The organism is Klebsiella sp. JB_Kp031 (assembly GCF_040064295.1).
GTDB lineage: Bacteria > Pseudomonadota > Gammaproteobacteria > Enterobacterales > Enterobacteriaceae > Klebsiella > Klebsiella quasipneumoniae.
This window is the reverse complement of sequence record NZ_JBEAJW010000040.1, coordinates 218236-238074: the sequence shown is the minus strand read 5'-3', so window position 1 is coordinate 238074 and position 19839 is coordinate 218236. Positions and strand designations below refer to the sequence as shown.

The window sequence follows — 19839 nt, the reverse complement described above, 5'->3', positions numbered from 1 at the left end:
CCGCGGTTCGCGGGCGGAGGGATAACTCGTCTTCAGCGCTTATTTCGCCGCGCTCGAAGAGCCGTCGGCGTGCCACTGGAAGACACCAAACTCAAATCCCTTCAGATCGCCTTTTTCATCCCAGGTCAGCGGCCCAATCACGGTTTTCGCCCCGTGCGCTTTCAAATCTTTGATTAAATCCAGCGGCTGCTGGCTGCCGGTTCTGTCCATCGCCTGCGCCAGCGACTGAACCGCGGCGTAAGTGATCCAGACATACGGCCCGCTCGGATCTTTCTTCTCCGCTTTCAGCGCGTTGACGATGGTGCTGTTGGCAGGGTCCTGATCGTAGCGTTTTGGCATTGTCACCAGCATCCCTTCCGCCGCGGCGCCCGCGATATTGGACAGCGAGGCGTTGCCGACCCCTTCCGGCCCCATAAACACGGTTTTCAGCCCGACGGAGCGCGCCTGGCGCAGCATCTGGCCCATTTCCGGGTAGTAGCCGCCGTAGTAGACGAAGTCGATGTTCTCTTTCTTCAGGCGCGCCAGCAGGGCGGAGAAATCTTTTTCCCCCGCGGTGATGCCGTCAAAGAAGACGATGTTGGCGCCGGCTTTTTTCAGGTTGTCCTGCACCGAACGCGCCAGCCCTTCGCCGTACTGCTGCTTGTCATGAATGATGGCGATACGCTGCGGTTTCACTTTCTCGACGATATATTTTGCCGCGGTCGGCCCCTGCGAGGAGTCGAGGCCGGCGGTACGCATGATGTACTGATAGCCGCGCTGGGTCAGCTCCGGGTTGGTCGCTCCCGGGGAGATCATCAGGATGCCTTCATCCTCATAGATATCGGAAGCCGGCTGGGTGGAAGAGGAGCACAGGTGGCCGATAACGTACTGAATACCGTCGTTGACGATTTTGTTGGCTACCGCGACCGCTTGCTTCGGATCGCAGGCATCGTCGTATTCGACGGCCACCAGCTTGTCGCCCTTAATGCCGCCGCTGGCGTTGATGTCTTTAATCGCCTGACGCGCGCCATTGAACTCCATGTCGCCCCACTGGGCCACTGGGCCCGACATCGCGCCGACCACGGCGACCTTAATATCCTTGGCCATCGCCGCGTGCGACATCGCTAATGCGACAATGCCCGCGACGATGGTTTTCGCGTTCCTTTTCATGCTGCAGAACCCCGTTCGTGATGTGGTGTAAATGTTTTGTATTTTTATGGTTAAAAAGCATTCTGTGCTTTTATTAAACAACGCCATTTTTACCATTGAGTTTAATGGTTTAGCGCAGCTTTTCACTAAAAAACAGATTAAAATCTCTATTTTTCAGTCGATTAAGAAAAGATAATATTCTGTATTTTGCTGAAGATAAACAAAAAAAAGTCCATGCGGCAGCATAAAATAACGACACATAAGGCGGAATAAAACGCTGCACATTAGGTTAAAATTCTGCTTATTTTTCGATCCATGACGGATTGCGCTACCCCAACAACGCCAGGAAAACGAATCCCCTGATGTATGCGCAAAAAACAGCGCTCCGCCAGACAGCAATTTTGGGTACACTGGCGCCTCTGTTTTGCACTGGACTTGCCGCCCATGAAACTGACCATTATCCGTTTACAGCACTTCAGCGATCAGGATCGCATTGATCTGGGGAAAATCTGGCCGTCGCAGGATCTGTCGACGCTGACCCTTGATGAAAACCATCGTCTCTACGCCGCCCGCTTTAACGAGCGCCTGCTGGGCGCCGTGCGCGTTACCCTGCGCGGCGTCGAAGGTGAGCTCAGCGATCTGTGCGTGCGTGAAGTGACCCGCCGCCGCGGCGTCGGGCAATACTTAGTGGAAGAGACCTTACGGGATAACCCGACGATCAATAGCTGGCGCGTCGCCGACCGTGGGGTGGAAGACCGCGGCGTGATGGCGGCCTTTATGCAGGCGCTCGGCTTTAGCGCCCAGCACACCGGTTGGGAAAAGCATTAAGCTGTAGCCCCGGTAAGCGCAGCGCAACCGGGGTCAGACAACGCATTTGCAGCGTGAAAGGCGCCGGTTAAATTATTTGGCGTCGGTCGCCGTACCATTCGCATGCCAGGTAAAGACACCGAACTCGAATCCTTTCAGGTCGCCTTTCTGATCCCATGACAGCGGGCCCATCACGGTGTCCACGGTCGCGCCTTTCAGGTATTTAGCGATTTCCGCCGGATCGTCAGACTGATTCAGGCCCGCCTGCAGCGACTGCAGCGCCGCGTAGGTGGTCCAGACGAAGGCGCCGCTCGGATCCTGTTTTTTCGCCTTGATCGCATCCACAATCGGTTTGTTCGCCGGCACCTGGTCGTAGTTCTTCGGCTTGGTCACCAGCAAACCTTCCGCCGACTCGCCGGCGATGTTAGACAGGGAGACGTTCGCTACGCCTTCCGGGCCCATAAACTGGGTTTTCAGACCGGCAGCGCGGGCCTGACGCAGGATCTGGCCCATTTCCGGGTGATAGCCGCCATAGTAGACGAAGTCGATATTCTCTTTCTTCAGGCGCGCTACCAGCGTGGAGAAGTCTTTCTCACCGGCGGTGATCCCGTCGAAGAAGACCACGTTCGCCCCGCCTTTTTTCAGGCCATCCTGCACCGCACGGGCCAAACCTTCGCCATACTGCTGTTTGTCATGCACCACTGCGATACGCTGCGGCTTCACTTTGTCGAGAATGTATTTCGCCGCGGTTGGTCCCTGGTCGGAGTCCAGTCCGGTGGTGCGCAGGATCAGCTTATAGCCGCGCGCGGTCAGCTCCGGCGCGGTTGCTGCCGGGGTGATCATCAGAATGCCTTCGTCTTCATAGATATCAGACGCCGGCTGAGTGGAAGAGGAGCACAGGTGGCCGATAACGTATTTGATCCCGTCGTTGACCACTTTGTTGGCGACCGCTACCGCCTGTTTCGGGTCGCAAGCGTCATCATATTTTACGATCTGCAGCTTATTGCCCTTAATGCCGCCCTTAGCATTGATATCCGCTACCGCCTGCTCGGCGCCGGTAAATTCCTGATCGCCGTACTGGGCCACCGGGCCGGACATCGCCCCGACTACCGCGATTTTGATATCTTCCGCCAGCGCCGCGCTGCTCATAACTAAGGCAATACATCCTGCCAGTAACGCTTTACCCTTCATATTCATCCTGAGGCTCCCCATTATTATGGTTTTTGCATTTGTTGTGATGTTGTTTGTTAGCGCATTATTTTTTTTATATCGATAGGAAAAGCATATGATAGCTAATCTACCGGGGGCTGCTCGCGCTTTTGCAGCACACTATGCTAAACATACCGTCATTCTGAGGAATTTGAAACGACTAAATTGCGGGCTATGTAACAGATAAGTGACAAATAAAAAAACCGCGCCAGCATGAACCGGACGCGGTGCAAAACAGGCCCTAATTACCAGCCAGCGGGCAGGTAGCCTACCGCGGACGCTATCGCGTAGACGGCGCTGCAAAGATACAACAACACAATGAAGCATTGGATAAGCGGATGGGTCATCCAGGCCGGACAGGTCCAGCCCGGCGTCAGGTCGCCACGCTGGCGGGCGCCCTTGAGCATCAGGATCGGCATAATCGATAAAATAACGCCGCTGAACACCCCGGCAAAATAGAGCGCGTTGACGAAGGAGACCATGCCGCTGTAGGCCAGCGCGAACGGCGGGATCGCCACCACCAGCAGCACCATCAGGCGACGGGCGGGCTGTTCGTCATTCCCCAGGCGGAACTGATCGAAGATATTGGTCAGGAAGCTGCCGCCCAGTCCCCAGTAGGAGGTCAACATCGCGCACAGCGCAAACAGGTTGGCGGAGAAGAAGGCCCATTCGCCAAGCGCCCTGCCCCAGGAGATGGTGGCCACATCCGAAATATTCTCCAGGCCGTTAAGCGAGATCACCGACAGCGGCACCAGCGCCAGCAGGGTAAAGGTCAGCGCCATGCCGACCATAATGGCTTTAGGCAATTTTTCCGGTTTGTCGGCGAAGCCCCGCGCCATTTCCGGGACGATATACTGTGCCGAGAAGCAGAACGCCACGACGTTGAAGACCGGAACCATATACAGCCAGTTGCCGTCGAGCAGATAGCCCACGCGGGTGGTCTCTTTCAGCAGCGTGGCAATCACCAGCACCGAGATCATCACCACCATGCCGATGCTGATAAATTTCTCGCCGCGGCCGATCGCCTTCAGCCCCAGATAGAGCACCCCTGCCGCCGGGACAAAAAACAGCACGCTGCCCAGCGCTGGCGAGATGCCAAACAGCGAGTGCAGCAGCTTGCCGCTGCCGGTCATATAAGCCGTCAATGCCCCGACGCTGTTGACGCAGACGGAGAGGAACATCATTAGCGCGCCGAAGCCGCCGACGTAGCGCTTCGATAATCCACTGAGCTGCAGATGTTTTCGGGTACGGAGCGTGGATTCCGCGACATAGAGCATGGTCACCGTGGTCAGGCTGCCCACCAGCACCAGCCAGAACAGCAGTGGTAAAAAGCCCGCTTTGCTTGACGCATAGGCGATAGAGAGGACACCCGCGCCAATATTGGTACCGACAATCATCGATACCCCTTCGACGAAGCTCAGAGATTTTGCAGGGACAGCCGTACGTTCCCGGCCGGTGAGGACGGGAGAAAAGGTGGAGTTTTCAGACATAATACTTTCCGTTTTACTCCGGCGGTTTTCACCGCCGGAAAAAAGGTGATATCAGGGTGATAAACCACTCACGCTGAGCATAAACAGCCGGCTGCGGCGTCCTGTTTCTGTTCGGCTTCCCTGCCGCCGCAGCCCGCCGGTGAGACGTTAGCTCTTCAGTACGCGCGCCAGAATATCCAGCGCTTTCGAGAACTGGGCGTCCGGAATCGTCAGCGGATAGAGGAAGCGGATCACGTTGCCGTAGACGCCGCAGCTCAGCAGCAGCAGGCCGTTCTCCTGCGCTCTCTGTTGCACCTGGCGGGTGAACTCCGGCGACGGCTCGCCAGTTTGCGGATCGTTAAACTCCACTGCCACCATCGACCCCCGGCCGCGGACATCGACAATCGCCGGACAGGTGGCGCGCGCCTGGTTGAGCACTTCCTGCAGATGGCTACCCAGCTGCTCAGCGCGCTGGCACAGCTGCTCTTCGGCAATCACATCCAGCACCGCGTGCGCCGCGGCCACCGCCAGCGGGTTACCGGCATAGGTCCCGCCCAGTCCGCCTGGCGCTGGGGCATCCATTACCTCGGCGCGACCAACGACGCCCGACAGCGGGAAACCGCCGGCGAGGCTTTTCGCCATCGTCATCAGATCCGGTTTCACATCATAATGCTGCATGGCGAACAGCTTGCCGGTACGAGCGAAACCGGTTTGCACTTCATCGGCGATCAGCAGAATGCCGTGGGTATCGCACAGGTCGCGCAGCGCCTGCATGAAATCGGCCGGCGCGACGTTAAAGCCGCCTTCCCCCTGGATCGGCTCGAGGATGATGGCCGCGACCTGATCCGGCGCAATATCCGCTTTGAAAATGCGCTCCAGGCTTTTCAGCGCATCCGCGGTGGTCACGCCATGCGCCGCATTCGGGTAGACACCGTGATACACCGAGCCCGGGAACGGCCCGAAGCCGATTTTGTAGGGTGCGACCTTACCGGTGAGGGCCATGGTCATAAAGGTACGGCCGTGGAAACCGCCGCCGAAAGTTATCAGCCCCGGACGACCGGTGTAAGCGCGGGCAATTTTCACCGCGTTCTCGACCGCTTCCGCGCCGGTGGTGAAGAAGGCCGTTTTTGCCGGCCCGTCAATCGGCGCCAGATCGTTGATACGTTCCGCCAGCGTGACATAGCTTTCGTACGGCACAATCTGATAGGCGGTGTGGGTGAACGCCTGCAGCTGGTCAGCGACCGCGGCAACCACCTTCGGATGACGGTGACCGGTATTTAACACGGCGATACCGGCGGCGAAATCGATCACCTCATTGCCTTCGATATCCCAAAGCGTGGCGTTCTCCGCCTTCTCGACAAAGTAGTTACACATTACGCCTACGCCGCGCGGCGTCGCCTGCTGGCGACGTTGATTCAGTTCTGAGCTTTTCACCTGCGAATCTCCTGTCGTGTATGTCACGTTATCGCAACAAATTAGAAACGATGTCGTTTATTTACACAGGAGTTGGCCCTATAATCGAGTACCAATTTTGAATATCTGAGGGATCCAATTGCGTTCGCTGGTGGGTGACCTGGTGCTGGTCCGTCTGCAGGAAGAGCGCGACCCTCTTCTGCACAAACGCTTATACAACGCGCTTCGCCGCGCGATCCTTGACGGTTCGCTGGCACCGCAAAGCCGCCTGCCGCCGTCGCGGGACCTGGCGGGAGAACTCGGCGTATCAAGAAACACTATATTAACAACTTATGAACAATTACTGGCGGAAGGATATGTGGTTTCCCGTCGGGGAAGCGGAACATTCGTTGCCCAAACCGCCTCTGAAAGTTCCTTGACCGCTAAGGGTGAGCGGGAAAACAGCAGCATCGCGACATCGACGGCGCACCTTTCACGCCGCGGCCAGCACCTGCTCGGCCAGGTCAGCGCCAGCCCGCGCCAGTGGGGAGCGTTTATTCCCGGCGTACCGGACGTTAACGCCTTTCCCCATCCGCTGTTCAGCAAGATCCAGGCGCGCATCAGCCGTCGGCCAAAGCCGGAGCGGCTCAGCTACAGCTGCAACGGCGGTACCCCGGAGCTGCAGCAGGCGCTGGTGGATTATCTGCGGGTATCGCGCGGCGTCCACTGTCAGGCAGATCAAATTCTTATCACCGAGGGGATCCACCAGGCTATCGATCTGGTCACCCGCATGCTGTGCGACAGCGGCGATCTGGCGTGGGTGGAGGAGCCTTCCTACTGGGGCATTCGCCACCTGCTGGCGATGAACGACGTCCGGGCGGAGCCCCTGACCGTCGATGCCAACGGCCTGTGTCCGCCGGAAAAGGTTGACGATGCGCCGCGGCTCATCTTTGTCACCCCCTCTCACCAGTATCCGCTGGGCGCAGTGATGAGCCTTGAACGTCGTCAGCGGCTGCTGGCGCTCGCCCGCCAGCAGGGGAGCTGGATCGTCGAAGATGATTATGACAGCGAGTTTCGCTTTTCCGGCCAGCCCATCCCCGCCCTGCAGGGGCTGGTGGCCGACGCGCCGGTGGTCTATATCGGCACCTTCAGTAAAACGCTCTATCCCGGCCTGCGTCTGGGCTATGTGGTGATCCCCCGTCCGCTGGTCAGCGATCTGAAGCACGCCCACGCCGAGCTTTACCGCGGCGGCCATTCGCTGATCCAGATGGCGCTGGCGGAGTTTATTACCGCTGGTCACTACTCGGCCCATATCCGCCGCATGCGCCTGCTCTACAGCCGTCGCCGCGCCTTTTTAACCGAGCTGATTCAGCGGCACTGTATGCCCGACGCCCTGTCGGACTTCAGCGATAATGCCGGGCTGCATTTGATCCTCAATTTACCGGAAGAGGCTGACGATGTGGCGATCGCCCGCGAGGCCAATGCGCGCCACATTCTGGTGCGGCCGCTCTCGCGCTACTACCTGACGGCGGCGCGTAAGAAAGGATTATTGATGGGATTTGCCAGCCAGCCCGAGGAGCAGATGGCGCCGGCATTCAGCGTGCTGATCGGCTGCCTGCGGACGCACTGTCCAGAGGTGCTGCGGCCCATGGATGGCGCAGAAAAACAAAACGCCCCAACCTGAGGCGGGGCGTTATCGGGTTGCCTGGCGTCAGGCAGGGGTGGCGTATCAGGCTTCGATCGCCGCACGCAGTTTTTTCATGGCGTTCTTTTCCAGCTGACGCACGCGCTCTGCGGAGACGCCGTAGCGGTCAGCCAGCTCCTGCAGCGTGGACTTGTTGTCTTCGTCCAGCCAGCGGGCGCGGATGATATCCTGGCTACGCTCGTCCAGGCCCTGCATCGCGTCAGTCAGCTTATTCGCCGCCTGCTCTTCCCAGTTATCGTCTTCGATGCCGTCGGCAAAGTTTGACGTTTTGTCCTGCAGATACAGGACCGGCGCCATCGGCTGGCTGTCGGACTCATCGTCGGACGACATGTCGAAGGTCATGTCCTGGGCCGCCATACGGGATTCCATCTCGCGGACGTCTTTGCTCGACACGCCCAGCTCACGGGCCACCATTTCCACTTCATCCTGGTTGAACCAACCCAAACGCTGTTTGGTTTTACGCAGGTTAAAGAACAGCTTACGCTGTGCTTTGGTGGTAGCGACCTTCACGATACGCCAGTTGCGCAGCACGTATTCGTGAATTTCGGCTTTAATCCAGTGCACGGCGAAGGAGACCAGGCGCACACCCACTTCCGGGTTGAAGCGACGCACGGCTTTCATCAGGCCGATATTGCCTTCCTGGATCAGATCCGCCTGCGGCAGGCCATAGCCCGAGTAGTTACGAGCAATGTGAACAACAAAGCGCAGGTGAGACAGAATCAGCTTTTTCGCTGCTTCCAGATCGCCCTGGTAATGCAGCTTTTCAGCAAGCTCCCGCTCTTCATCAGCCGACAGCATCGGCCAAGTGTTAGCGGCCCGGATATACGATTCCAGGTTACCAACGGGGGCTAAAGCTAAAGTTTGCATTTCTTTGGTCATTCAAATCCTCTCAATTGATATCTTCTGACGTGGTCTTGTCCCCATCAGGCAACAAGCATGCCAGCATTTATGAGCAACGAGAATATCACTCACATTAGTATCAGACAGTGATTTTATCCACAAGTTCCATGCAACGGTGTGAATAAATTACGCACAAAATGTGACACCACGATGAAAAAGTGAGGGCAGGAAAAGGAGAACAAGCTTGCGTATCTTTCCCTGCGAACAGGAACTCATTGCAGCAGGGAAAGATTATATCACGCTTTTTTTAATCGGGAGTAAAGTGACGTAAATGTTGCACTGTCGCCAGCCAGGCGGCTACCCAGCCGATCATCGAGCAGACGATCAGCATCAGCAGACACTCGTCAAAGCCTAAGCCGCTTAGCTCAAACTGGGTGCCGAACACCTTCGCCACTTCGGTCACTGCCGACGAGAGACGCATCACCAGAATCTCCGACAGGATCAGCGATAAAAACGCGCCGGAGAAGCCCAGCATCGCCCCGCCGTAGAGGAACGGACGCAGGATAAAGCCGTCGGTAGCGCCGATCAGTTTCTGCACGTTAATGGTATCGCGGCGGGCGAAGATGCTCAGGCGCACGCTGTTGCCGATCACCAGGAACACCGCCGCCACCATCAGCACGCCAATCATCGCCGACACGCGGCCCACCAGCCCGGTGAGCGAGGAGAGGCGGGCAAACCAGCTGTCGTCCATCCGCACCTCATCGACCCCCTGGATCCGCGATACCCGATCGCGCAGGGTATTCAGCGCTTCCGTGCTCTGGAAATCCAGCTTCGGCACCACGATGGCGACCGCCGGCAGCGGGTTCTCTTCCAGCATATCCAGGGCGCCGCCAAAGCCGGACCAGTTACGGAATTCACCCAATGCCTCGTCACGTGACAAATAGTTCACCTTGTCGACGCCCTGCTCCGCCTGCAGCTGACCTACCACCCGCGCCGCGGCGTCGTCATCCAGCGTTTTTTCCAGATACACGGTGATCTGCGGCGAGGGATAGTACTGTGACGCCGCGCTGCTGACGTTTTTGTAGACCATGTAGCAGACGCTTGGCAGGGTCAACGAGATGGCGATAACCATCACCGTCAGGAAGGTGGCCAGCGGTGTGCTTTTTAAATCCTGGAGCGCGCCGTGCCAGGCGTAGCGCACCTGCTCGTTGAACACGTTGCTCTTACGCGAGGCCGGGTTAGGCGCCGCTTTCGGCCGTTTTGGCGCATTGCGCCCGCCGCCGCCGCCCGCCGCGTTGCGCAGGCGATCGAACTTGCTGCCGAACTGGCGGATTTGGTTCATTGCGTCGCGCTTATTCACCCCGAATGCCTCCATGCAGATGGCCGTCGCTGAGCGTCAGCACGCGGTACGGACGGCTGGAGATAAGCCCCAGATCGTGCGTGGCCATCAGTACCGTCACCCCGACGCGGTTAAACTCTTCAAACAGACGTAAAATCCCCTCCGAGAGCGCCTCGTCGAGGTTACCGGTCGGTTCATCCGCCAGCAGTACCGCCGGCTTGTTGACCACCGCGCGAGCGATCCCCACGCGCTGCTGCTCGCCGCCGGAGAGCTGAATCGGAAAGTTCTTCGCTTTGTCCAGCAGCCCGACCTTGTCCAGCGCCGCCGAGACGCGGCGACGAATGTCATCGCCGCTGGCGCCGGCGATAATCAGCGGGATCGCCACGTTGTCATACACGGTGCGATCCATCAGCAAATGGTGGTCCTGGAAAATCATGCCGATCTGGCGGCGCAGGAACGGCACCTCACGGCTCTTCAGGCGGCTGATTTCATGACCGCTGAAGAAGATTTTGCCGGCGCTGGGCCGTTCGATACCACAGATAAGCTTCAGCAGGGTACTTTTCCCTGCGCCGGAGTGGCCGGTCAGAAACGCCATCTCGCCCGGCTGCAGGTGGAAGTTCACCCCCTGCAGCGCTTGTCTCCCACCGAGATAGGCTTTGCTGACTTGTTCAAAGCGAATCATTCTTAATCCTCTCGGGCAAAAAGTGCCTCAATAAAGTCGCCCGCATTAAACGGACGCAGATCCTCAATACGCTCGCCGACGCCAATATAGCGAATCGGAATGCCGAACTGGTCGGCCACCGAGAAGATCACGCCGCCTTTGGCGGTGCCATCCAGCTTGGTCAGGGTGATCCCGGTCAAACCTACCGCCTCATGGAACAGTTTGGCCTGGCTAATCGCATTCTGCCCGGTGCTGGCGTCGATGGTTAACATCACCTCATGCGGCGCGTCGACGTCCAGCTTTTTCATCACCCGGACGATCTTCTTCAGCTCTTCCATCAGGTGCGATTTATTCTGCAGACGCCCGGCGGTATCGGCAATCAGCACATCAACATGGCGCGCCTTCGCCGCCTGAATGGCGTCGAAAATCACCGAAGCGGAATCGGCGCCGGTGTGCTGGGCGATCACCGGGATATTGTTACGCTGCCCCCAGACCTGCAACTGTTCTACCGCCGCCGCACGGAAGGTATCCCCCGCCGCCAGCATCACCGTTTTGCCCTGCTGCTCAAACTGACGCGCCAGCTTGCCGATGGTGGTGGTTTTCCCCACCCCGTTCACGCCGACCATCAGAATAACAAATGGCGTTTTGCCTTCAACGTTCAGCGGCGCATCCACTTTGGCGAGAATCTCACCCATCTCTTCTTTCAGCAGGCCGTACAGCGCCTCCGCATCGCGCAGCTGCTTACGGCTGGCGCCCTCAGTGAGGTTAGTAATGATCTTGCGGGTGGTCTCCACCCCGACATCAGCGATCAGCAGCTGCTCTTCCAGCTCTTCAAACAGATCGTCGTCGATCTTCTTACCGCGGAACAGGCTGATAAATCCGGAACCGAGATTTTCTTTTGTTTTCAGAAGACTACGTTTTAGGCGGGCAAAAAAGCCTTCTTTCGTCGGTTTTTCCTGCTCCTGGGCCAGTTCTTCCACCGGCGCCTCGTCTTCTGGCGCCGGCACCACCACCGCCGCCTCTTCTGCCGCCTCGGCCGCCAGCGCCTGCGCTTCCAGCTCTTCATCGCTTAACGGCGCGTCCTCTTCCGGCGCTTCCGTCTCCTGCGGCTGGGCAACAGCATCCTCTACAGGCTGCTCAGCCACGACCTCCGCCGCCACCGGTTCGGCGATAACCTCTTCCGCCAGCGACTCAACCACCGCAGGCTGTTCAACCGGTTCGCTGACCGCGGGCTCCGGTTCAACAACAGGCGCTTCTTCGGTCAGAGCAGGCGCTTCCACCCACTCTTCTTCCTGCGCGCTGGCAGGCTCCGCAAGGTGGGCCTTTTCGTTTTCGACCACCGTCTCGGTGACGTCGACGACCTCTTCGGCAAACGCCTCCGGGTCTGCTTTCGGCGCGCTCGGCTCGGCAGGGGTTGCCGCCGCCGGCGTCTCATCGGCAACCGCTTGTTGTTCTTCTACTTTTTGTTCAGTCTCGGTTTCCTGTGCCTGTTCTTTCTGTCCAAAGCCCAGCCAGGAAAAGAAGCCACGTTTTTTCTCTTTTGCCATTTGCGACCACACTCCTCGCTGTTTATTCATGGCGCAGCTTCATCAGAAGCTGAAAAAATGATGAAATTAGTTGGATAGTCTATCACTTAACTTAACTCGCAGCACCGCCCCCGGATTAAGGTTTCGTCAACCGCCGTCGATCGCTAGAATAGCAGGCCGGAAGTTGAGACTTGAGCAGAGAGATGAAAAAACCAAACCACGCGGGCAGCGGTCAGATCCGCATCATCGGCGGGCAATGGCGCGGCCGTAAATTACCGGTGCCGGAGAGCCCGGGCCTGCGGCCGACCACCGACCGGGTTCGCGAAACCCTTTTTAACTGGCTGGCGCCGTCCATCGTTGACGCGCACTGCCTCGACTGCTTTGCCGGCAGCGGCGCGCTGGGGCTTGAGGCGCTGTCCCGCTATGCGGCCAGCACTACGCTACTGGAGATGGAGCGCGGCGTCGCTCAGCAGTTGCAAAAAAACCTGGCCACCCTGAAAGCGGATCGCGGCAAGGTGATCGCGACCAACACCCTCAGCTTCCTGAGCCAACCGGGCACGCCGCATGAGATCGTCTTCGTCGACCCACCGTTCCGTCACGGGCTGCTGGAGGAGACGCTGCGCCTGCTGGAAACGCAGGGCTGGCTGGCCGATGAGGCCCTGGTGTACGTCGAAAGCGAAGTCGAAAACGGTTTACCGCCGGTACCGGCAAACTGGCATCTGTATCGTGAAAAAGTGGCCGGACAGGTCGCGTACCGTCTTTACCAACGTGAGGCCCAAGGAGAGAACCATGCTGATTAATTTAGGCCGCCTGCTGATGCTGTGCGTCTGGGCCTTTCTGTTATTGAATCTGTTTCAGCCCTTCCCGAAGCCGCTGAATATCTTCGTCAACGTCGCGCTGATTTTTATGATCCTGATGCATGGTCTGCAGCTGACGCTGCTCAAGGCGACGCAGCCGAAAGATGCCCCGCCGCTGGGCCGCTTTGAGCAAATCCGCATTTTTATCTTCGGCGTGTTTGAGCTCGTCGCCTGGCAGAAAAAACTGAAGGCGACGCTGAAGAAATAGTCCTGACAAGGGCTCAGGGATCGGGCGTAAACGCCACGAACGCTGTGCCCTTATAACTCAACATCCCGCGATCGCCGACGCTCAGCGCATGATACTGCGGCGCGTCAAGGCGAAACACCACCTCCAGCCCGCCGTTATCAGGGCGAAAGCTCGCTTCATAGCGCATCTCGCTGCCCGCAGGCGTCACCGTCTGCTGGCGCGAACGCCGATCGTTAATCACTTTTTCCCGCTTATTGCTGACGATCACCCGCTTTTGCAACACCGGCGCGGCGTCGTTCGCCAGTTTTTCGCGGCGCTGCTGCACATAGCGAAACGAAGCCGCCACCACAATCACCGCGACGACCAGAACAAAAAAGAGCGGCATTTTACTCATTAAGGTTACCCATAAAAAATATCAGGAATCAGCATACTGCGACTGGAATAACATTGTCATCTGCTGCGCCAAACCACTACACTGAGTGGTAGCTTCACGCATCCGTAACTTTCTTTATGATAACAGATACAGGGACTTACTATGCTTTGGTCATTTATTGCTGTCTGTTTCTCCGCATGGCTTTATGTCGATGCATCCTATCGCGGGCCAGCCTGGCGACGCTGGGTATTTAAACCTGTCACCCTGATTCTGTTGCTGTTGCTGGCCTGGCAGGCGCCGATGTTCAATGCCATCAGCTACCTGGTGCTGGCTGGCCTGTGCGCCTCGCTGCTCGGCGACGCCCTCACCCTGCTGCCGCGCCAGCGGGTGATGTACGCGGTGGGCGCCTTCTTCCTGTCGCATCTGCTGTATACCATCTGGTTTGCCAGCCAGCTGACGCTGTCGTTCTTCTGGCCGCTGCCGCTGGTGCTGCTGGTATTCGGCGCCCTGCTGATGGCGGTGATCTGGAGCCGCCTGGAAGAGATGAAAATGCCGGTGCTAACCTTTATCGGCATGACGCTGGTGATGGTCTGGCTGGCCGGTGAGCTATGGTTTGCCCGCCCTACCGACACCGCGCTGTCCGGTTTCGCCGGCGCCGCTCTGCTGCTGCTGAGCAATGCCGTGTGGCTGGTAAGTCACTATCGTCGCCGTTTCCGCGCCGATAACGCCATTGCCGCCGCGTTTTACTTTGCCGGCCACTTCCTCATCGTGCGCGCGCTGTACCTGTAATTTAGTCCTTGACTCTGGAGTCGACTCCAGAGTGTATCCTACGGCTAATGAGAAAATTATCATTTACCGGAGGGTGCCATGTCGACTCCAGACGCGCAGGATAAAAAAGTCCCACAATTCTCGTCATTCACCATGCGGCCAGCGCCCGCCCCGGCGGAGAGCTGCTGCACAGACCACGCCTGCGCCGCAGAGACCGCACCAGCCGCCGAAGCGCTTAGCGACGCCCGCTACAGCTGGCAGGTTGCCGGCATGGACTGCGCCGCCTGCGCCCGCAAGGTGGAAACGGCGATTCGTCAGGTGCCCGGCGTCAGTCAGGTTCAGGTGCTGTTCGCCACGGAAAAATTATTGGTTAACGCCGAAGGCGACGTTCGCGCTCAGGTTGAGCAGGCGGTACGTCAGGCAGGCTATACGCTGCGCGATGCCGATGCCCCCGCGTCAGAGAAAACGCAGGGCTCGCGGCTGCGCGACAATTTACCGTTGCTGACGCTGGTCATTATGATGGCCCTGAGCTGGGGGCTGGAGCAGGCCAACCACCCCGCCGGTCAGTTAGCCTTTGTTGCCACCACCCTGGTCGGCCTGTGGCCGGTTGCCCGCCAGGCGATGCGCCTGATCAAAAGCGGGAGCTGGTTCGCCATTGAAACGCTGATGAGCGTCGCCGCCATCGGAGCGCTGTTTATCGGCGCCACCGCAGAGGCGGCGATGGTCCTGCTACTGTTCCTGATCGGCGAGCGTCTCGAAGGCTGGGCCGCCAGCCGCGCGCGGCAGGGCGTGAGCGCGCTGATGGCGCTGAAGCCCGACACCGCCATCCGTCTGCGCAACGGCGTGCGGGAAACCGTCGCCCAGCGTGACCTGCGTCCCGGAGATGTGATTGAAGTGGCTGCCGGCGGGCGTCTGCCGGCGGATGGACAACTGCTGTCGCCGTTTGCCAGCTTTGATGAAAGCGCCCTGACCGGCGAGTCGGTGCCGGTGGAGCGCCAGGCCGGAGAACGGGTAGCGGCGGGCGCCACCAGCGTCGACCGCCTGGTGCAGCTGACCGTGATCTCCGAACCGGGCGACAGCGCCATCGACCGCATCCTGAAGCTGATTGAAGAGGCGGAGGAACGTCGGGCGCCGATCGAGCGTTTTATCGACCGCTTCAGCCGGATCTACACTCCGGCCATTATGGTGGTGGCCCTGTTGGTGGCCATTGTCCCGCCGCTGTTCTTCGCCAGCGCCTGGCTGCCATGGATCTATAAAGGCTTAACGCTGCTGTTGATCGGCTGCCCGTGCGCGCTGGTCATCTCCACCCCGGCGGCCATCACCTCCGGCCTGGCGGTCGCCGCCCGACGCGGGGCGCTGATCAAAGGCGGAGCGGCGCTGGAACAGCTGGGCCAGGTGCGCCAGGTGGCGTTCGATAAAACCGGCACCCTGACCGTCGGGCAGCCGCAGGTGACCTCGGTCATCGCCACGGCTGAGAATGACGATAACGCGCTGCTGGCGCTGGCGGCGGCGGTGGAGCAAGGCTCCAGCCATCCGTTGGCGCAGGCCATCGTCCGAGAAGCGCAGCGGCGCCAGCTGAGCATTCCGCTGGCCAGCGGCCAGCGGGCGCTGGCAGGTTCCGGTATCGAAGCCGAGGTCAACGGCAGCCGGATTTTAATCTGCGCGGCCAGCAAAGCCGCCCCGGCAGAGTATGAGGCGCAGATCCAGCAGCTGGAGAGCGCCGGGCAAACGGTGGTGCTGGTCATGCGCGGCGAGACGCTTCTCGGCATCCTGGCGCTGCGCGACACCCTGCGCGACGACGCACGTCAGGCAGTGGATGCCTTACACCAGTTGGGGGTGCAGGGGGTGATCCTCACCGGGGATAACCCGCGCGCCGCGGCGGCCATTGCCAGCGAACTGGGGCTGGAATTCCGCGCCGGCCTGCTGCCGGCGGACAAAGTCGAAGCGGTGATGGCGTTGAATGCCGATGCGCCGCTGGCGATGGTCGGGGACGGTATCAACGACGCCCCGGCGATGAAAGCGGCGACCATCGGCATCGCCATGGGCAGCGGTACCGACGTGGCGCTGGAGACTGCCGACGCCGCGCTGACCCACAACCGTCTGACCGGCCTGGCGCAGATGATTTCCCTGGCGCGGGCGACTCACGCCAATATCCGCCAGAACATCGCGATTGCCTTAGGGCTGAAGGGGATTTTCCTTGTCACCACCCTGCTCGGCCTGACCGGTCTGTGGCTGGCGGTGCTGGCGGATACCGGCGCCACCGTGCTGGTAACGGCTAACGCGCTGCGGTTATTGCGTAAGAAGTTGTAGCATAGATACCGGCTTCCCTGCTCGCGCTACGCTTAGCAGGGCTACGGTTCCGTAACATCCGGGAGAGGCTTAGGGACGTAGGCCGGGTCAGGCGCAGCCGCCACCCGGCAAAAGACAACATAACGGCACAACGGGGTAGCCCGGATAAGGCGCTGCGCGCCGCCATCCGGGAGAGGCTCAGTGGCTTTTGCGGATCAGGTAGCGGTACGGCAGGGCTTCGGTTTCCTGGGCCACCAGCTCATGCTCCATAAAGCGGCAGAATCCCGGGATATCGCGGGTGGTGGCCGGATCGTCAGCAATAATCAGCAGCGTCTCGCCCACCGGCATCGTCCGCACGGTTTTACGCACCATCATGACCGGCTCCGGGCAGCGGAGTCCCAGGGCATCCAGAGTGTGGTCAGGAGTGGAGAAAAGTTCGCTCATTTTAGTCTCACGTCAACAAAACGGCCCTAGTTTACCCCCTGCTCGCCAGTACGCAAGCCAGGTTAACGTTTGCGCGAAAAACAACCATTGCATTACGCCGGCAACGCAGTATCATGCAGCCGTTTTTAATTGGGTTCCCTCACCCCAACGTTCCGCTGCCGATTGCTCATTTACCTGAAGCATGACGGGCATAAAAAGGTCACAATATGAATCCGTTTACTACCGTACAGCGCAAAAAAGCGCTCGTCTGGCTTTCGCTATTTCATCTGCTGGTGATTACCTCCAGCAACTATCTGGTTCAGCTGCCGATCTCCATCTTTGGTTTCCATACCACCTGGGGCGCGTTCAGTTTTCCGTTTATCTTCCTCGCCACCGATCTGACGGTGCGAATTTTTGGCGCACCGCTGGCGCGACGCATTATTTTTGCGGTGATGGTCCCGGCGCTGGTCATCTCCTACGCCATCTCCGCCCTGTTTTACATGGGCGAGTGGCAGGGCTTCGCCGCGCTGGGCACCTTTAATCTCTTCGTCGCGCGCATCGCCATCGCCAGCTTTATGGCCTATGCGCTGGGGCAGATCCTTGACGTCCACGTCTTCAACCGCCTGCGGCAGAGCCGTCACTGGTGGCTGGCCCCCACCGCCTCGACGCTGTTCGGCAACATCAGCGATACCGTAGCGTTCTTCTTCATCGCCTTCTGGCGCAGCCCGGATCCGTTTATGGCCGCTCACTGGGGGGAAATCGCCCTCGTCGACTACAGCTTTAAAGTGCTTATCAGCATCATTTTCTTCCTGCCGATGTACGGCGTGCTGTTAAATATGCTGTTGAAAAGGCTGGCGGATAAATCTGATTTGTCGGCATTGCAGCCGAGTTAAAGGTACTCGCGGACTGATGTGTTAAGATACCCGGATGAGCCATTAGTGGCCGTTTATCGAAAGGAAGATGTCAATGCGCAATTTGGTTAAATATGTCGGTATTGGCCTGCTGGTGATGGGGCTTGCCGCCTGCGATAACAGCGATTCAAAAGCGCCAACCGTTGGGGCAGCAGCGGAGAGCAACACCAGCGGCCAGGCGATCAGCCTGCTGGATGGCAAACTGAGCTTCACCCTGCCTGCGGGTATGGCCGACCAGAGCGGCAAACTGGGTACTCAGGCGAACAACATGCACGTCTATTCTGACGCCACCGGCCAGAAAGCAGTCATCGTCATCGTCGGCGACAGCACCAATGAAGACCTGGCGGTGCTGGCGAAACGCCTGGAAGATCAGCAGCGTAGCCGCGACCCGCAGCTGCAGGTGGTGAGCAATAAGTCGCTTGAGATCAAAGGTCATACCCTGCAGCAGCTGGACAGCATCATCTCCGCCAAGGGGCAGACCGCGTGGTCTTCCGTACTGCTCGGCAAAGTGGATGACAAACTGCTGACCCTGCAGGTCACCCTGCCGGCGGACAACCAGCAGCAGGCGCAGACCGAAGCGGAAAGCATCATCAGCACCCTCACCATCCAGTAATTACTGGCCTGGTGCGACGGCCTCCGGTTCGCCACCCGGGGGCCGTTTTTTTAACCGCCAGCCCAGCAGCAGCGCCGCCATCACCAGACCTGCCGCCGCCAGATATATCACCGGGATCCCGGTCCACGCCATCAGCAAGCCGGCCAGCGGCCCGGTGACGCCTAACGACAAATCCATAAACACGGTATAGGTGGCCAGCGCCGACCCTTGGTTGTGCTGCGGCACCGCTTTCACCGCCACCACGCCCAGCGCCGGAAAGACCAGCGAGAACCCGGCCCCGGTAAGCAAGGTGCCGATTTTCGCCAGCAGCGGCGTATCAGCAAAGCCGACCAGCAGCAGGCCGATGATCTCCACGCTAAAGCAGAGCATCGCCACGTTCAGCCCGCCGAAGCGGTTAATGGCGTTGGGAAACAGCAGCCGCGCGCCAACGAACGCGCAGCTGAACAGCGTCAGGGCGAAGGCCGCCCCGTCCCAGCCTTTGGCCTCATAAAACAGCGTGATAAAGGTGGCGATAACCCCGAAACCGGCGGAGGCCAGGGCCAGCGCCATGCCGTAGGGCCACACCCGCCCGAGCACCGCGCGAAACGACATCGCTTTGCCTTTCGCCGCCTTCACCGCTGCGCGGGGCAGCGCGCAGAGGATAGCCGCCAGCGCAACCGCCATAATGACCCAGGCCAGGCCGCTGAGGCCAATGTACGAATAGCACAGCACGCCGAGCGGGGCGCCCATCGCCATCGCCCCGTAGGTCACAATGCCGTTCCACGAGATCACCCGCCCGATATGCAGCGACCCAACAACGCCGACGCCCCACAGCGTCGAGCCGGTGCCGGCAAAACTCTGGCCGATACCGAGAATGACCCGCCCGAGGCATAGCAGCAGCAGGCTAACCAGCGGCCAGCCGCTGCTCCAGGCGGCAAGCAGGTAGCTCAGGCCGCTTAAAAAGCAGCCGCAGAGGCCGAAGACAACGATCTTTTTGGGCCCCAGCAGGTCAGCATAACGCCCGGCGTGCGGGCGGCTGAGCAGCGTGGCGAAATATTGCAGACTAATCACCAGGCCGGCCCAGAAAGCGCTAAAGCCCATCCCATCATGCACATAGCCGGGAAGCACCGCCAGCGGCAGGCCGATGGTGAGATAGCTGGCAAAGTTAAAAATGACGACGGAGACAATCCGCAGATTAAGGCGCAGTCCATTGAGCGCCGGTTCGGCGACGGATTCGGGCATCAGGTTCCACCAGAGTTCTATAACATAGAACCACTATTACCACGACCTCCGTTGAAAAGCAGCCTTCCGATAGTAATAGCCGGACCGGCGACATCGCCATGCCCATCACCGCAAATTCCGC

19 protein-coding genes are annotated in these 19839 nt (G+C 59.3%); 8 read left to right on the top strand and 11 right to left on the bottom strand.

Annotation, left to right across the window (positions count from 1 at the left end; genetic code table 11):
* Nucleotides 1–39: 39 nt before the first annotated feature.
* A complete protein-coding gene (gene livK, locus ABLV64_RS20895) occupies nt 40–1149 on the bottom strand; it encodes a high-affinity branched-chain amino acid ABC transporter substrate-binding protein LivK (RefSeq protein WP_032456690.1) in 1110 nt (369 codons plus the stop codon).
* Between the two features lie 423 nt (nt 1150–1572).
* On the opposite strand from livK, the gene panM reads away from it, so the two are divergent.
* A complete protein-coding gene (gene panM / locus ABLV64_RS20890; protein ID WP_004202106.1) occupies nt 1573–1956 on the top strand; it encodes an aspartate 1-decarboxylase autocleavage activator PanM in 384 nt (127 codons plus the stop codon).
* Between the two features lie 72 nt (nt 1957–2028).
* On the opposite strand, the gene livJ is transcribed toward panM, so the two are convergent.
* From livJ to ABLV64_RS20875, 3 genes are all read right to left on the bottom strand, one after another.
* The gene (livJ, locus tag ABLV64_RS20885) at nt 2029–3132 is read right to left on the bottom strand and encodes a branched chain amino acid ABC transporter substrate-binding protein LivJ (RefSeq protein WP_002920812.1); all 1104 of its coding nucleotides are present in this window, start codon (nt 3130–3132) and stop codon (nt 2029–2031) included.
* 257 nt (nt 3133–3389) lie between these two features.
* Complete coding sequence (locus ABLV64_RS20880; protein WP_017899980.1) at nt 3390–4634, bottom strand: amino acid permease; 1245 nt, start codon at nt 4632–4634, stop codon at nt 3390–3392.
* A 147-nt stretch (nt 4635–4781) separates the two neighbouring features.
* Nucleotides 4782–6047 carry a 4-aminobutyrate--2-oxoglutarate transaminase gene (locus ABLV64_RS20875; RefSeq protein ID WP_023319267.1) on the bottom strand — a complete coding sequence of 422 codons (1266 nt, stop codon included), beginning with the start codon at nt 6045–6047 and terminating at the stop codon, nt 4782–4784.
* Between the two features lie 118 nt (nt 6048–6165).
* On the opposite strand from ABLV64_RS20875, the gene ABLV64_RS20870 reads away from it, so the two are divergent.
* Nucleotides 6166–7689, top strand: a complete 1524-nt coding sequence (locus ABLV64_RS20870) for a PLP-dependent aminotransferase family protein (RefSeq protein WP_348842975.1) — start codon at nt 6166–6168, stop codon at nt 7687–7689.
* A gap of 45 nt (nt 7690–7734) precedes the next feature.
* Here ABLV64_RS20870 and rpoH read toward each other — a convergent pair whose 3' ends face one another.
* The 4 genes from rpoH to ftsY form a co-directional block, all read right to left on the bottom strand.
* Entirely contained in the window at nt 7735–8589 is an 855-nt protein-coding gene (rpoH, locus tag ABLV64_RS20865) for an RNA polymerase sigma factor RpoH (protein WP_002920815.1), read from the bottom strand.
* 268 nt (nt 8590–8857) lie between these two features.
* A complete protein-coding gene (gene ftsX, locus ABLV64_RS20860; protein ID WP_040178039.1) occupies nt 8858–9910 on the bottom strand; it encodes a permease-like cell division protein FtsX in 1053 nt (350 codons plus the stop codon).
* On the bottom strand, nt 9903–10571 hold the full coding sequence (gene ftsE, locus ABLV64_RS20855) for a cell division ATP-binding protein FtsE (RefSeq protein ID WP_004202097.1): 669 nt from the start codon (nt 10569–10571) through the stop codon (nt 9903–9905). The genes ftsX and ftsE overlap by 8 nt, the downstream gene beginning before the upstream one ends.
* 2 nt (nt 10572–10573) lie before the next feature.
* Complete coding sequence (gene ftsY, locus ABLV64_RS20850; protein WP_062914635.1) at nt 10574–12097, bottom strand: signal recognition particle-docking protein FtsY; 1524 nt, start codon at nt 12095–12097, stop codon at nt 10574–10576.
* A gap of 182 nt (nt 12098–12279) precedes the next feature.
* On the opposite strand from ftsY, the gene rsmD reads away from it, so the two are divergent.
* Together rsmD and ABLV64_RS20840 are read left to right on the top strand one after the other, a co-directional pair.
* On the top strand, nt 12280–12876 hold the full coding sequence (gene rsmD, locus ABLV64_RS20845) for a 16S rRNA (guanine(966)-N(2))-methyltransferase (protein ID WP_283091043.1): 597 nt from the start codon (nt 12280–12282) through the stop codon (nt 12874–12876).
* A complete protein-coding gene (locus ABLV64_RS20840) occupies nt 12866–13141 on the top strand; it encodes a DUF1145 family protein (RefSeq protein ID WP_004202092.1) in 276 nt (91 codons plus the stop codon). Before rsmD ends, ABLV64_RS20840 begins: the two co-directional genes overlap by 11 nt.
* A gap of 13 nt (nt 13142–13154) precedes the next feature.
* On the opposite strand, the gene ABLV64_RS20835 is transcribed toward ABLV64_RS20840, so the two are convergent.
* Entirely contained in the window at nt 13155–13505 is a 351-nt protein-coding gene (locus ABLV64_RS20835; RefSeq protein WP_323068446.1) for a DUF2500 domain-containing protein, read from the bottom strand.
* 150 nt (nt 13506–13655) lie between these two features.
* Here ABLV64_RS20835 and ABLV64_RS20830 point away from each other — a divergent pair, with 150 nt between their 5' ends.
* Complete coding sequence (locus tag ABLV64_RS20830) at nt 13656–14282, top strand: lysoplasmalogenase (protein ID WP_004202090.1); 627 nt, start codon at nt 13656–13658, stop codon at nt 14280–14282.
* 78 nt (nt 14283–14360) lie between these two features.
* The gene (gene zntA / locus ABLV64_RS20825) at nt 14361–16571 is read left to right on the top strand and encodes a Zn(II)/Cd(II)/Pb(II) translocating P-type ATPase ZntA (RefSeq protein ID WP_182937068.1); all 2211 of its coding nucleotides are present in this window, start codon (nt 14361–14363) and stop codon (nt 16569–16571) included.
* A 177-nt stretch (nt 16572–16748) separates the two neighbouring features.
* Here the strand turns inward: zntA and tusA are convergent, their stop codons facing one another.
* Nucleotides 16749–16994, bottom strand: coding sequence for a sulfurtransferase TusA (gene tusA, locus ABLV64_RS20820; RefSeq protein WP_002920858.1), 246 nt, complete (start codon nt 16992–16994; stop codon nt 16749–16751).
* 206 nt (nt 16995–17200) lie between these two features.
* On the opposite strand from tusA, the gene ABLV64_RS20815 reads away from it, so the two are divergent.
* On the top strand, nt 17201–17866 hold the full coding sequence (locus ABLV64_RS20815; RefSeq protein WP_004202088.1) for a 7-cyano-7-deazaguanine/7-aminomethyl-7-deazaguanine transporter: 666 nt from the start codon (nt 17201–17203) through the stop codon (nt 17864–17866).
* Nucleotides 17867–17939: 73 nt separating this feature from the next.
* Entirely contained in the window at nt 17940–18497 is a 558-nt protein-coding gene (locus ABLV64_RS20810) for a DcrB family lipoprotein (RefSeq protein WP_023291237.1), read from the top strand.
* Here the strand turns inward: ABLV64_RS20810 and ABLV64_RS20805 are convergent, their stop codons facing one another.
* Nucleotides 18498–19718, bottom strand: coding sequence for an MFS transporter (locus tag ABLV64_RS20805; protein WP_348842974.1), 1221 nt, complete (start codon nt 19716–19718; stop codon nt 18498–18500).
* Nucleotides 19719–19839 lie beyond the last annotated feature (121 nt).

What these genes read in the sequence shown, in the direction of transcription:
- ABLV64_RS20805 (WP_348842974.1), bottom strand. Translation starts at nt 19,718, where the DNA reads ATGCCCGAATCCGTCGCCGAACCGGCGCTCAATGGACTGCGCCTTAAT.
- zntA (WP_182937068.1), top strand. Translation starts at nt 14,361, where the DNA reads ATGTCGACTCCAGACGCGCAGGATAAAAAAGTCCCACAATTCTCGTCA.
- rsmD (WP_283091043.1), top strand. Translation starts at nt 12,280, where the DNA reads ATGAAAAAACCAAACCACGCGGGCAGCGGTCAGATCCGCATCATCGGC.
- ABLV64_RS20880 (WP_017899980.1), bottom strand. Translation starts at nt 4,634, where the DNA reads ATGTCTGAAAACTCCACCTTTTCTCCCGTCCTCACCGGCCGGGAACGT.
- ftsY (WP_062914635.1), bottom strand. Translation starts at nt 12,097, where the DNA reads ATGGCAAAAGAGAAAAAACGTGGCTTCTTTTCCTGGCTGGGCTTTGGA.
- livK (WP_032456690.1), bottom strand. Translation starts at nt 1,149, where the DNA reads ATGAAAAGGAACGCGAAAACCATCGTCGCGGGCATTGTCGCATTAGCG.
- ABLV64_RS20810 (WP_023291237.1), top strand. Translation starts at nt 17,940, where the DNA reads ATGCGCAATTTGGTTAAATATGTCGGTATTGGCCTGCTGGTGATGGGG.
- tusA (WP_002920858.1), bottom strand. Translation starts at nt 16,994, where the DNA reads ATGAGCGAACTTTTCTCCACTCCTGACCACACTCTGGATGCCCTGGGA.
- ABLV64_RS20840 (WP_004202092.1), top strand. Translation starts at nt 12,866, where the DNA reads ATGCTGATTAATTTAGGCCGCCTGCTGATGCTGTGCGTCTGGGCCTTT.
- ABLV64_RS20830 (WP_004202090.1), top strand. Translation starts at nt 13,656, where the DNA reads ATGCTTTGGTCATTTATTGCTGTCTGTTTCTCCGCATGGCTTTATGTC.
- ftsE (WP_004202097.1), bottom strand. Translation starts at nt 10,571, where the DNA reads ATGATTCGCTTTGAACAAGTCAGCAAAGCCTATCTCGGTGGGAGACAA.
- ABLV64_RS20835 (WP_323068446.1), bottom strand. Translation starts at nt 13,505, where the DNA reads ATGCCGCTCTTTTTTGTTCTGGTCGTCGCGGTGATTGTGGTGGCGGCT.
- panM (WP_004202106.1), top strand. Translation starts at nt 1,573, where the DNA reads ATGAAACTGACCATTATCCGTTTACAGCACTTCAGCGATCAGGATCGC.
- ABLV64_RS20815 (WP_004202088.1), top strand. Translation starts at nt 17,201, where the DNA reads ATGAATCCGTTTACTACCGTACAGCGCAAAAAAGCGCTCGTCTGGCTT.
- livJ (WP_002920812.1), bottom strand. Translation starts at nt 3,132, where the DNA reads ATGAATATGAAGGGTAAAGCGTTACTGGCAGGATGTATTGCCTTAGTT.
- rpoH (WP_002920815.1), bottom strand. Translation starts at nt 8,589, where the DNA reads ATGACCAAAGAAATGCAAACTTTAGCTTTAGCCCCCGTTGGTAACCTG.